The organism is Affinundibacterium fentianense (assembly GCF_018139545.1).
In the GTDB taxonomy this organism is placed as follows: Bacteria; Pseudomonadota; Gammaproteobacteria; order Burkholderiales; family Burkholderiaceae_D; genus Undibacterium; species Undibacterium fentianense.
Window position 1 is genome coordinate 142,837 of the sequence record NZ_JAGSPJ010000003.1, and the last position, 12,664, is coordinate 155,500.

A 12,664-nucleotide genomic window follows, 5' to 3' on the forward strand; every position below is an offset into this window, starting at 1 on the left:
TGATGTCGCGACTAATCACTTAACGCCACCTTTGCGGCTTCTTCTGGAGAGAGTCCGTCATAGAACTGGTCCGTTAGAAATTCAATTTCTTCCTCGATAAATTCTTGTGCTTGCGCTTGCGTTGCACCACCTTTGATGAGAAATCCCTCTAATTCAATGCACCAATTGATGACGGCCATCGTTTCCTCATCCAGATCTTGATTTTTCTTTGACATAATTTTCCTTTCGATTTTTGTATCAAGTTGGACCTTGATTGCGTCCTTGCATATTGCATTATCTCTCTGTTCGTTGATCGATAGAGAAATGATTTTGCACGAGTTACTCTTTTAGTAATTTGTCAGACAAAGTTTGCTGAATCGCGGGGGAAGCTTTTTGGGGATTGACACATTTTTGAGTGCGTGGCTTTTAGATGTACATCGCGACAAATAGCGAGATTTCATTAATTTTGTATAGGTCGTGTGAGGATTAATAGGAATACTTTAGACTTGTATCAAGTGCAGACAAGCGATTTTAAAGATCCATATAAGATTCTTCTAGCGAAATGTTAAACTCGCCGTAGCACGAGATGGCGCAATCTTGCTTATCCGAACTTGAGTTTTAAGAAGAGTCGGTGGCTTAATGAAAATGACGACTGAGTATGACTGAAAAAAAAACTATGTTGACTGTTGAACAAGCACTGCAGACCTTGTTGGGAGTGGTGCGACCCATCCAGGACGTGGAGGAAGTCGAAACCTTAATTGGAAACGGAAGGGTTCTGGCAAGCGCGATGACTTCTTCGATGGATGTGCCTCCAAGAGATAATGCGCAGATGGACGGATATGCCGTACGTGCGACTGATTGCCAAGATGGGAACGTGCTCCTGCCAATAAGCCAGCGAATTCCTGCAGGCTATACTGGGGTGACACTGCAACAAAATACAGCAGCGCGTATTTTTACTGGTGCATTTTTACCAGACGGTGCCGATGCGGTTGTGATGCAGGAACAATGTTCAGTAGAAGACTCGAACGGTCAAACCATGGTGCGGATTCGGCATCAGCCTCAAACTGGAGAGTGGATTCGTCGCAAAGGCGAGGACATCTCGATGGGCGCAACGTTACTGGAAGCAGGAACACGTTTACGCCCCCAAGAGTTGGGTTTGGCTGCTTCGGTTGGTCTGGCAAAATTGACTGTTGTCAGGCGTTTACGCGTTGCGATATTTTTTACTGGCGACGAACTGACCATGCCTGGTGAAACGTTGAAACCCGGTGCGATTTACAATTCAAATCGTTTCTTGTTGACGGCCTTGTTGCAAAATTTAGGTTGTGAAATTACCGACTATGGAAACGTGTCCGATAATTTGGCCGACACCCGTAAAATTTTACGTGAGGCTGCAATTCGTCATGATTTGATCCTGACGTCTGGAGGTGTTTCGGTCGGAGAGGAAGACTATATTCGACCGGCGGTCGCTGCTGAGGGGAATATCAGTATGTGGCAAATAGCAATGAAGCCAGGCAAGCCACTCGCGTTTGGCGAGATTCGCCGCACGGATTCGAACCTTGACACGGCTTTCTTCTTAGGTTTGCCAGGAAATCCGGTGTCGAGTTTTGTGACTTTTTTGTTGTTTGTTAGGCCCTTTTTATTGCGCCTTCAAGGCGTGCGGGACATTAATCCAATTCGAATTCGCGTGCGTGCGGATTTCAATTGGAGTAAAGCTGACAAACGCAATGAATTTTTACGTGTTCGCATGAATCAAAACGGTGGTTTGGATTTATTCCATAATCAGGGCTCGGGCGTTCTAACTTCGACGGTTTGGGGAGATGGCTTAGTTGATGTCGCACCAGGTTGCACGATTCAAGCGGGTGATGTAATTGACTATTTGCCGTTCCATGCCTTGATGTATTAGAAACTTCCGATGAAGTACTGAAAATCAACAGGAAAGTTTTGTCGGTCGTATTTTTTATTTTTGGATGAGATGTGCATATGAAGATTCAGCTACGGTTTTTTGCAAGTGTCAGAGAACAACTTAATTGCAGTGCAGAGTTAGTTGAATTGCCGAAGTCTGTTCAAACTGCGTATGAAGTACGAGAATTTTTGATCGGAAGAGGTGAATTATGGGCTGGCGTTTTTGCATCTAATCGTAGCATTCGGATGGCTTATAATCAGCAAATGTTAAGTGCCGATGTTCAACTGCAAGACGGTGGGGAATTGGCTTTTTTCCCACCTGTGACTGGTGGGTGAGAGTATATGAGGATTGCGGTTCAAATTGAAGACTTTGATGTTAGCCACGAGCTTGCCGAGTTGAGAAAGAAAAATCCAGCGATCGGCGCAATCGTTAATTTTGTCGGTCTAGTTCGCGATGTTAACGAGGGTCAAAAAATCAGCGCGATGGCACTTGAGCATTATCCTGGTATGACTGAAAAGTCATTGCAAGACATTGCAAAGAGGGCGATAGATCGCTGGCAATTGTGTGATGCATTGATTATTCATCGAATTGGGAACTTGCAATTGATGGATCAGATTGTGATGGTGGCTGCTGCTAGTGCCCATCGTGGCGACGCGTTTGCAGCATGTGAATTTATGATGGACTACTTGAAAACAGAAGCACCATTTTGGAAAAAAGAATCGACTCAAGCAGGCGAACGTTGGGTTGATGCACGTGAGGCCGACGAGGTCGCATTGCAGAAATGGGACAGCAACCAAGGTGTTTAACTGGTGTTGTCGTTAACATATCATGGTGAGCATGTGTCATTATTTTGAATTCATACGCTCACACTCAATTTACAGAAAGCGCTAAGAATTGTATGCATGTAATCGGTGTTCTCGCAGTGGCAATAGGCGCAGCAATCGGGGCTTGCTTACGTTGGATCCTGACGAATTCGTTCAATGCAGCCCTGCCTCATTTGCCTTTAGGGACCGTCTTTGCTAATTTGAGTGGTGGGTATTTGATCGGACTATGTGTCGGTATATTTTCGTCTCACCCCGAGCTTGCACCTGAATGGCGTTTGTTCATCGTTACTGGATTTTTAGGTGGTTTGACGACCTTTTCAAGTTTTTCCGCTGAATCGATGAGCCTACTGCAGAGAGGTGATTGGTTGTGGGCTTTTTTACATTCAGGTTTGCATTTGTTGGGCTCCTTACTATGTTGTTTCGCTGGCTTTGCGAGCTGGCGTTTTTTTCATTCATGATAGACAAAAATGTCAGAAAATACTTTAATGTTTCCCCCGATTGAACCTTATCGCCAAGGCACACTGGAAGTGGATGCCACGCACACATTGTATTGGGAAGAGTGCGGTAATCCAGCTGGCCAACCTGTGTTATTTTTGCATGGGGGGCCAGGCGGAGGAACGAGTCCAATGCACCGACGTTTTTTTGATCCTTCGCATTATCGTATCGTGTTGTTTGATCAAAGAGGTGCTGGCAAATCGACACCATTGGGAGAATACCGGCACAATACGACAGCGCTCTTAATTGAAGACATAGAAAAAATCAGAGTGATGCTTGGGATTCAAGAGTGGTTAGTTTTTGGTGGATCTTGGGGTTCAACTTTGGCCTTAGCTTACGGTGAAGAATTCCCTGAGCGTTGTTTAGGTTTTGTTCTTCGAGGCATCTTTTTGTGCACGCGTGCGGAAGTAGATTGGTTCGTCAATGGGATGAATCACTTCTATCCAGAAGTCCATCAACGCTTTTCTGATGCGATTCCGCATTCTGAGCGCGGCAATTTATTGCAAGCTTATGTAAAGCGTTTATTTTGCGACGAGCCGGAGATTTATAAAGAAGCCGCTCGAAACTGGAGCCGCTATGAGGGTTCGTGTTTATTTCTTGAGCCACAAGCACAAGCGATTGAAGATTTTGAATCAGATGAAGTGAGTTTGGGAATCGGACGACTTGAGGCGCACTACATGCTAAATGGCGCGTTCATGGATGAGGATCAGTTAATCAAGAATATTCATAAAATTCGACACTTACCCGCTGTCATTGTGCAAGGACGTTACGATGTGATATGTCCTCCACTGTCAGCTTATCGCCTGCATCAAGCTTGGCCAGGCGCAATACTTCATATGGTTGGCGATGCAGGACACGCCGCAATGGAACCGGGAATTGCAAAAGAGCTCGTCCGGGCAACGGAACAATTTAAGTTGCATCGCAAGTTCTTATAAGCATTGGTCGGATGTGAAATTTGCATCTTTGGACGGGAAGGGCGACAATGCGCGCCGATCTTGTCTTTTGCAATCCTAAGCGATGACAATTTCTTTTAATTTATATAAGGAAAATCATGACACCATCAAAAAAATCGCGAAATGCGCGTCAACGTAAGAAACTGCATGTGGGCGAGTTTCAAGAGTTTGGCTTTGAATATAAAGCCGATTTGATCAAAGAGTTAAATTCCGATGAAGAAGCGCACTTGATTCATGCTTTGTTGGAAGAAGTCATTGAGCCGCGTGATTTAGCGTTGAGTGGATGGTTAAATGGTGGCTTTGTTTGTCGATTTGGTTCAGGTTCCGCGACAGACGATGATCGCGAAGCATTGCGTGCGTGGATGCAGTCACGCGCTGAGTTTGAAAATATCCAAGTCGGCGCACTCAAAGATGCTTGGTATTCACCAATGGACACAGAATTCGCTGAATAAGTACGACAGTTGATTTGCGATCTCGTCAGGTAGTTTAACCATCGATTTCGATTTTAATGTTGCAAGCTTGGGTGTCACTTGTTAATGCTCACATCGAGCGGCGTTGCACATTTGATCCATTATTCTTGTAAAGAGTCACAGAACCGTATGCTTTGCGGTCTGTGGCTTTTTTTCTTTAAAGGTGGAAGCGATCAATTTTTCGCTTCTCATTGAAACAAGCTTTTCCCACTGTTTGCAATCTGCAGGATTCGGAAGTGTTTCTGAAGTCAACACGCCTATGTCGATTTTTGTGACAATGTTTTGAATGAAGCAGGTGAACTACTTTTCCCCAATGCAAGAAGGCTGTTTTTCTACGGATAGGGTTCAGGCCGATTTGGCTGAAATATGCATGAAAGGGCGGATTTCGAGGAGCATGCATCAAGAAATCCCGTTGCATAAATCCGTCGGAACAGCCTTGAGTGATTTAATCTGAGCGCAATTGGTCCTTGATCGTCTATTCTTCGCCTAAAGATAGAAAATGGGATGAGTCCGATGTTGATTTAGTTAGCTTGTTTCACTGGGTTGTCGATATTTTTTTAGAGACCATCTTGACGGGTTTTTGGATGGTCTATTTTCAATTGTTCACCACCTTACCCGTATTTATCCGCGATTTTGTTGATACGAGTGATTTAGTTCAAGTGCTTAAGGATTGGTCGCCTGGGTTGGCGCAATTTTTAGCGGATGCCAATGTGGAACAGTTGGCGCATGTTCTCCCTACTATTGCTCAGAATTACCACGAGGGGATGGGCAATTTTCAGGAGTTAAAATGGCAGTTAGTCAATTATAAAGTGATGGTTCCGGAATTTGTCCTTCGGTCGGGTTTGCAAGCGCTCATCGAGGGTAAGCTCACAGCTCGTGCATTGGCAGACGATTGGGCAGCGAATTATCGCCAAGTGAATCCTGAATATATTGTGAACATCGGGTTTGGTTTCATCGTTCTGTGCCAGGTAGTGATCAGTGCCTACTTACAGCGTTGGCGCGCTTTACCAGTACTCGTGTTCGGGACAATCATACTCAGTAGTGGAATTGCACTTTGTGGTTTGGGTACAGACTTAGTAACAGGTGGCGGATTCATCGCGTTGGCGGTCATCATTTTTTCTCTTGGTGAAATGATCGCATCGCCCAAGAGTCAGGAGTATGTCGCCGCGATCGCACCAAAAAACAAGACAGCGATGTACATGGGGTATTACTTCGTATCGATGGCACTTGGTAATCTGTTTGCAGGCCTGTTGTCGGGTTGGTCCTATTCAGTCATAACCAAAGAAATGCAGCAGCAACGTCTTATGTGGCGACTTTTTGCCGCAATAGGCGCTGCGACCGCATGTTCGTTGGTGATCTTTAATCGTTGGTTGTCAAAGCTAGCGACTAGTCATTGATGAATAAATCAATAGACATGATTGGAATGTGATCTGGATTCAATTCAATTATGTATCCCGAGTTAGATTTTATATCGCGGTACTCTAGAGCGCCACTTGGTCTCTCCCGCGCTCTTTTGCACGATATAGGGCCGCGTCAGCACTGGCAATAACCGCGAGTCCATCTTGACCTTCGAGCAAAGTCGCTAAACCTAATGACGCCGTGATGTGCGGTAATGTCAAGTTGGTGTCTTTAAAAACAATCGTGCTGCGGATTCGTTCACACAATCGTTCTGCAACTATGTATGCCGATTCTTTGTTGGTGTTGGAAAGAATGATGATCATTTCCTCTCCACCATAGCGCGCGGCAAAATCGCTGGGTCTTAAACTTGCGCTAATGACTTTTGCGCATGCTTGCAATGCCTCATCACCCATGATGTGCCCGTGTTGATCATTAAATTTCTTAAAGTGATCCAGATCGAGCATGATGATGCTTAAATCTGCATTGGTTGCATGCGCATTTTCGATCATTCCAGGTAATTGAGAATTCAACCAAGAACGATTATGTAAGCCAGTCAATCCGTCGACCATGGACAATTGACGATAAAATTCCCCGACCTTTTGTCGATTCCTCAGTTGTGCATTGGTCGCACGAATTCGAAATGAAAGCAATTGAAGAAGATTACGTGCGACACCGTTAGATTCATCGATTAATTGCCACATTACCGAGGAGTTAATTAAGAGCAGTTGAGTATCGGTGACTGCAGCAATTGTCGCTGTACTGGCTTCCTCATCCAAAACCGAAATTTCGCCTACGCACTCGCCGGCGAAGTATTGAGTACTTGAATTTTCTAGCTGGCGTTTGCTTGTTACTGAGGTTTGTGCCAATACGCCAGACAAGACAACGTATAAACAAGCGCCGGAACTTTGACTGTCCAATACAATTTCACCGGATTTAGCCTCCACAACTGGGCAATGGTCGAGCGTTTGCTTTATCGCAATCAACTCATTTTTTTCAATATTCTTGAATAATTGGATTTCACCTACTTTGAAAATGGTGTCGCGAAAATACCTTAATTGTTCCAAATTAACCTCAAGAAAGTAAGCTGCAATGTGAGCGAATAGGGTTCACTATTTTATTCTAAAACTTCGTCGTCATCGCCAAGCGTTTACCTAAATTATGTCCTTTAGAAAAAATCAAACGCGGATAGCGGAATCATCGATGTCTTATTGAATTATCTGATTCATTGCATGAAAGCGTAATTCCGTTTCGTGAAAGATCGACAAATATGCTTCTTCCGTTAGACCTAATATGTCCCAAGCATGTTGTGAAATGGCTGGAACCAATTCTTCTTGGATCTCACTCAAGTCAAGTGCATGTACAATTGCGTTGGCTACGTGGACGATCGATGCGACGGAGTTTAGTTCTTTATCGTCAGGTGCATGGTGTCCGCGGATGGCATCTTGAATCGCCTCAGAAAAATTCCACTGTAAAGCGAGAATTAATCCGACTGAAACATGGTCTACCCCCAGAACCGCACGCTCTGCATCGAGCAGGCTGCAGTCATGTTCTTTCGAACAAATGATCACTTGCTCATATTTTTTTGGGAATTTAGAGACGAGCACCAAGCGTCCAATGTCATGTAGTAGACCCGCAGTGAAGGCAAAGTCGTGTTTCATGTGCAAAGTACGCGAAATCAGCTCTGCGCAAATGGCGGTGGCAATATTGTGTCGCCAATAGGCTTTGTTATCAAATCCCCGACAAAGGCCAATGGGTAAATTGTTGGTGAAAATACTGGTGCGGATCAAGTTTTTCAGATTTTTTGTTCCAAGCATCGAAACAGCTTGTTGAATTGTAACGACTTTAGAATTTGCGCCGAAGTAAGACGTGTTGGCGAGTTGTAGTACTTTCGCTGCAAGCGACTGATCTAAAGACACTTTTTGTACAATGATATCGAGACTGATGTCATCGTTATTCAGATCATTTAGCATTTCTCTAGCAACCTCGGGGAGACTAGGAAGATTATTGATCTTATTGATCACCTCTTCGAGCGAAATTTGATCATCATTGTGATCGGTAATGAACAAACTCATACTGTTTCCCCAGTCCGATAGCGTTGGATATACGTCTTGAGTGTTGCGCTCGGACTATCTTGAGGGAGATGTCTGAAAATGAAATCGATTCTTTCCAATTGCGCCTTCGCATGAGATCCTTCTTCGTTGAGCCCACTATCGGTCGTCGGGATTTCATTAAAAATATAGAGTTGTTGAATCTCGTGATTTGCAATAGAACGCAATATGGATTCGGTCAGTTTGGTTCCAGAGGGAAGTAAAACGTGACCCAGTTTGTCGAGTAGATCGTCTGCGAGAATGGCGCCAGGTGAAATTTGCGCGAGTGGCAGATAGCGATGTTTCGGGTTCATATTGGACACTCCTTGTTGCGCTAGTGTAATGATTTTCAGAGAAAATATGCAACAACGTTGTAATTTGGTGAGCGACAATACTTCTCCCGCTCCCTCTAGTTCTCTCCATTGCTCTCGAATTCTTTAGCGCACATTCTCAGCATAGTGCAGAATGGGCGAACATGGTATGTTTGACCATAGAGAAAATATGGTTATATTGAGTTACACAAAAATGCTTAAACAGTTCATCCGTGATTTTGTCTCGCATCGGCCGCGATTTATTTTTACATCGCTATTGGGAATTCTCGTGTTTTTCCTTTTACCCGGGTTGTGGAGCGTGGTGACACGGGGATTAATCGCGTGGAATTTCGCCGTTTGGACTTACTTAATTTCGGTCAGCGCAGTATTTTTACGATCTAATCACGAGAGTGTGATCCGCGTTGCTCAGCGAGAGGACAGCAGTGCACTTGCTGCTCTATTGATGTTAGTCGCGGCGGCAATCGTTAGTTTGTTCGCAATCATTTTTGAATTGACTCAAATGCGCGGGCTTTCGGCAGAAATGAAGTTATTAAAATACGCGTTTGCAGGCATGACGGTCCTTGGTGCTTGGTTTCTGCTGGCGATAATCTTCACCTTTCATTACGCCGTTCTTTATTACCGGTCACCCAAAGATGCGCGTGCGCTCGTTTTTCCGGACCATGAAATCCATCCAAACTATTGGGATTTTTTGTATTTTTCATTTACGATCGCGGTCGCTTTGCAAACATCGGATGTGGCGGTAATGTCACGAGCAACGCGGCGAGTGGTTCTGGCGCACGCAATATTGAGTTTCTTTTTTAATGCGGCGATTTTGGGATTCTCCATTAATATCGCCGCAGGGATCGTGGGGAATTAGCCGGAACCCTAGTACGGTTCATCACCCTATATCGCGTAAAGTGATGTTAAATCGACCGAATCTCAATACACAATCTCGAATGACTACCAACGATCGCGTCTGTAATCGGGATCATTCATCGAATTTGGGCCCGTATGGTGGCGCTCGATACGAGGCCCATAATATTGTTCACGAATGCGATGGTCGCCGTAGGGGATTGGCGAACTTAGTCGGAGTGTGATCCCGCCAATGTCAGCGCGTATTGCATAAGGTCTATTGTAAGCGCTGTGCCAGCGTCCGCGCTCAAACCAATACCAAGTTCTCGCTTCTTTTGCGTAGTAAGCGTGGTGGTTGGGATAATAAATATGATCATAGTAGCGAACACTATGCCGTTTGATTATCTTTGGCGCATGATGAAAATGCTCATGAGCTGAACTTGTTGGGGCATACAGTATTCCCAATATGGCCAAGATGGTGACAGAAGTCGATAAATTCTTTTGCATGTTTGATCTCCATTGATACCTTTGATAAGCCTTCAACGAGCTTGCTTTCATTCCGCTGACTGGTGTCGGCGAGGAAAATTGCAAGCAAATGTTTCAATGGGACCTGTCCGAAATGTGCTGATTGGACTCCAGTTCGCCCCTATTCATCGAAGATCTCTTTTGCGAAATGTGTCTAAGTCTTGCTATCATGCTTAGCTCCGCTCATTTTTTCTAATTTGAAATCAGCCTGCCTAAGCTTGACTTTAGACCTAAGTGATCATTGTCATAGTTTATTGCTAGCATTTTTTTTGAGTGTGATTGCAATCTTGTCAGAATAGTCTTAAATCATTAACCAAAATTACAAAACTTATATGTTCGATTTTTTTTCTAAACTGGTATCCCGTCGTCCACGACCTGCACATACAGACGCACGGTCTTCCCTGAATACTGTGGAGGAGCAGAAAAAAGTTATCCAGTTTCAAAGTGCCGAGCAGCTCCGTCAGGACTATCTCCGAAAAATAGAACAGGCGGTGATAGGCCAAGCGTCAGAACAGCAGTTTTTTCAGCTGATGGTCGATTGCGATTTTGCTGAGGGGCGACTGAAAGCGGCTGAAAATCTACACACTCAAGCGATGCTCGAGCGCGCTTTGATGCCTATGCGAAAAGTGGATAAACGTGTCAGCAGATTGCTACAATTGCGTTTAGATCATTGGCAGGAAAAAGAAAAGACCCAACAAGCAGCGCAAGCTTTAATCAATCAAATCGATCACCTACTCAGTCAAAATTGTGTCTATGCAAATCAGATGATTGAGATCGATAAGCAAAGTGCATCGATTGCTGGGCCATCGAATTTGATCGAAGCATCTCTGCGGGAGACGCTGGAATCGAAGCTGGCGTCTTTACAGAGTAAGCTTGCGCAACAGGTCGAATTGCAGTCTCGTCTTTTGTCCTTGTCGAACGAACTCGATCATGCTTTACATCATCTTGATCGTCGAAATCCTGAGCGAGCACAAGAATTGCAGTCGAAATTGGATCAAGTTTTGAGTGAACAGGCTATTCCAGCGATTTCTAAATCGTTGATTTCAGAATGTCAGCAGAAAATGCAGCATTTCCGTGATGTGGTGGAGCAGTGTGAAAATGATACGAGGTTAGCATCGCAAGTTTCGGCCTCGACAAGTGCTGATATTGACGAATCGTCGAAACAGATCCTTATATCGCCATTGGAAGAAGTCCCTATTGATTCAGCCACGATCCAAAGAAAAACGGTGCAAGCGAATTTGAATAGTCCGTTGTCCTTGACGCAGATCGAAGAGACCTTAGTAAAGTTAGAGGAGGCAATCGCTGCAGGTCGCTTGCAATTGGCTCGACAATTTGAAAAGGATTTGCGCGAAATTGATCCGAAGCAAAAGTATGACAATGTCGTGCTTCGGCGAGAGCTGCGTGAGCGGCTGAATATGGCACGCAAAGAGCTTGGTCGCTTGAATTCTTGGGCGAAGTGGGGAGGAGGGGTCTCGCGGGAAGAATTAGTCGATACCGCTGAAAAATTAAAAAATCTCAAATTGGCCCCTAAAGAAATTGTTGAAACTGTGTCCGCGCTGCGTGAACAATGGAAGCAAATGGATTTGGGAACACCAGGCGCTGCGAAGGAGCTCTGGTTGCGATTCGATACTGCATGCAATGCAGTCTACGCGCCGGCAGCGGAATTCTTTCAATCGCAATCGGAGCAACGGCGCGTCAATCAAGCGCTCGCTGAGGCAAAATTGATTGAGTTTGCAAAAGAGAGTGCAAATTTACTGTGCGAGCCAATAGATTGGAAGAAATTATCAAATTATGTCATGTCCATGCGAGATGGTTGGCGTGAAATTGGTCCATTAGACAGAAAGGAGAAATCACGCCTTGATCAACAATATAATGAACTGTATCTTGCGCTAAGACGACCATTGGAAACTCGCCAAACTGAAGAAATCGCCACGCGTGAAAAAATAATCGACGAGATTCAACAAATTGATCCAGTGCAAAAATCGGCGATTGATCAGGTCAAATCTTTGCAACAGAAATGGCAAATGCAAGCCACGAGTTTCACTTTGCCGCGCAGAGTTGAGCAAAAACTGTGGGAACAATTTAGATTGGCGTGTGACAAAGTATTTGAACATAAGCGCCGTCACTCGGAGTCTGCGGATCGACAGCGCCAAGAAAACCTTAACGCCAAAGAAGCCCTGTGTCTTGCTTTGTCTGAGTTTGCCAGCAATGAAGTAAGCGTCCTCCGCGAACAAATGCAGAAAGCGAATGTAGCGTGGCGGGATATAGGGCCAGTCCCTCGCGCATTCGAACAAAATATTGAACTCGACTTTAAGAAGCAGTTGTTGCGCCTGCAAAACCTTATCCACGATGTGCAAACGCAAGAAATGAAGCAGATTCGACAACAGCTTGTGAAGGCGTTTGAGCACTGTTTGAAAATAGATCAAACGGTCGAGAAAATGGATGATGCAGAGGAACGATTACCTAGGCTATTGGAACAATGGCAGGAATTTGATTCTATTCCTGGTCATTTGAAAAAAGCGCTGGATCAACGAGTGGCAAATGTCGCTAAATTGCGTGCTGCGGAATACAGTGCTTATGCACGCAGATTGGCAGACAATGTGCAGGTAGCAGATGACTTATGTTTGCATTTAGAAATTGCGATGGCAATAGAGAGCCCACCAGAATTCACCCAGAATCGATTGAAAAAACAGGTTGAGGTATTACAAATGGCTTTACGCCATGGAGATGCTCAACAAAAAATTAATTCATTAATGTCTGACTTAGTGAGTTTACCGTTTTCGACAGATCGCGTGCGTCAACAGCGTGTCACAGTCTTGTTGTCCAAGATTGAGTTTTGATTGCGTGCCTCATTATTGGAAATGGTA

14 protein-coding genes are annotated in these 12,664 nt (G+C 44.7%); 9 read left to right on the forward strand and 5 right to left on the reverse strand.

Annotated elements, in window-relative coordinates:
• Positions 1-11: 11 nt before the first annotated feature.
• The gene (locus tag KDM90_RS08410; RefSeq protein WP_212675160.1) at positions 12-215 is read right to left on the reverse strand and encodes a hypothetical protein; all 204 of its coding nucleotides are present in this window, start codon (positions 213-215) and stop codon (positions 12-14) included.
• 422 nt (positions 216-637) lie between these two features.
• Here KDM90_RS08410 and KDM90_RS08415 point away from each other — a divergent pair, with 422 nt between their 5' ends.
• From KDM90_RS08415 to KDM90_RS08445, 7 genes are all read left to right on the forward strand, one after another.
• Complete coding sequence (locus KDM90_RS08415; protein WP_230409696.1) at positions 638-1,882, forward strand: molybdopterin molybdotransferase MoeA; 1,245 nt, start codon at positions 638-640, stop codon at positions 1,880-1,882.
• A 77-nt stretch (positions 1,883-1,959) separates the two neighbouring features.
• A complete protein-coding gene (gene moaD, locus KDM90_RS08420; protein ID WP_212675161.1) occupies positions 1,960-2,217 on the forward strand; it encodes a molybdopterin converting factor subunit 1 in 258 nt (85 codons plus the stop codon).
• Positions 2,218-2,223: 6 nt separating this feature from the next.
• Entirely contained in the window at positions 2,224-2,688 is a 465-nt protein-coding gene (locus tag KDM90_RS08425; RefSeq protein ID WP_212675162.1) for a molybdenum cofactor biosynthesis protein MoaE, read from the forward strand.
• 101 nt (positions 2,689-2,789) lie between these two features.
• Positions 2,790-3,164: a fluoride efflux transporter CrcB gene (crcB, locus tag KDM90_RS08430; RefSeq protein ID WP_212675442.1), complete on the forward strand. Its 375-nt coding sequence runs from the start codon at positions 2,790-2,792 to the stop codon at positions 3,162-3,164.
• A 9-nt stretch (positions 3,165-3,173) separates the two neighbouring features.
• On the forward strand, positions 3,174-4,136 hold the full coding sequence (gene pip, locus KDM90_RS08435; RefSeq protein ID WP_212675163.1) for a prolyl aminopeptidase: 963 nt from the start codon (positions 3,174-3,176) through the stop codon (positions 4,134-4,136).
• A gap of 116 nt (positions 4,137-4,252) precedes the next feature.
• Positions 4,253-4,606, forward strand: coding sequence for a YggL 50S ribosome-binding family protein (locus tag KDM90_RS08440; protein WP_212675164.1), 354 nt, complete (start codon positions 4,253-4,255; stop codon positions 4,604-4,606).
• A 485-nt stretch (positions 4,607-5,091) separates the two neighbouring features.
• Positions 5,092-6,021, forward strand: a complete 930-nt coding sequence (locus KDM90_RS08445) for an MFS transporter (protein ID WP_212675165.1) — start codon at positions 5,092-5,094, stop codon at positions 6,019-6,021.
• An 84-nt stretch (positions 6,022-6,105) separates the two neighbouring features.
• On the opposite strand, the gene KDM90_RS08450 is transcribed toward KDM90_RS08445, so the two are convergent.
• The 3 genes from KDM90_RS08450 to KDM90_RS08460 all read right to left on the reverse strand — a co-directional run bounded on the left by KDM90_RS08450 (position 6,106) and on the right by KDM90_RS08460 (position 8,423).
• Positions 6,106-7,086, reverse strand: a complete 981-nt coding sequence (locus tag KDM90_RS08450) for a GGDEF domain-containing protein (RefSeq protein WP_212675166.1) — start codon at positions 7,084-7,086, stop codon at positions 6,106-6,108.
• A gap of 141 nt (positions 7,087-7,227) precedes the next feature.
• On the reverse strand, positions 7,228-8,094 hold the full coding sequence (locus tag KDM90_RS08455) for an HDOD domain-containing protein (RefSeq protein WP_212675167.1): 867 nt from the start codon (positions 8,092-8,094) through the stop codon (positions 7,228-7,230).
• On the reverse strand, positions 8,091-8,423 hold the full coding sequence (locus KDM90_RS08460; protein ID WP_212675168.1) for a hypothetical protein: 333 nt from the start codon (positions 8,421-8,423) through the stop codon (positions 8,091-8,093). Before KDM90_RS08460 ends, KDM90_RS08455 begins: the two co-directional genes overlap by 4 nt.
• 286 nt (positions 8,424-8,709) lie before the next feature.
• Here KDM90_RS08460 and KDM90_RS08465 point away from each other — a divergent pair, with 286 nt between their 5' ends.
• Positions 8,710-9,297: a DUF1345 domain-containing protein gene (locus tag KDM90_RS08465; protein WP_329605312.1), complete on the forward strand. Its 588-nt coding sequence runs from the start codon at positions 8,710-8,712 to the stop codon at positions 9,295-9,297.
• Between the two features lie 83 nt (positions 9,298-9,380).
• On the opposite strand, the gene KDM90_RS08470 is transcribed toward KDM90_RS08465, so the two are convergent.
• Positions 9,381-9,779, reverse strand: coding sequence for a hypothetical protein (locus tag KDM90_RS08470; RefSeq protein WP_212675170.1), 399 nt, complete (start codon positions 9,777-9,779; stop codon positions 9,381-9,383).
• A gap of 350 nt (positions 9,780-10,129) precedes the next feature.
• Between KDM90_RS08470 and KDM90_RS08475 the strand changes: the two genes are divergently transcribed.
• Positions 10,130-12,637, forward strand: coding sequence for a DUF349 domain-containing protein (locus tag KDM90_RS08475; RefSeq protein WP_212675171.1), 2,508 nt, complete (start codon positions 10,130-10,132; stop codon positions 12,635-12,637).
• Positions 12,638-12,664 lie beyond the last annotated feature (27 nt).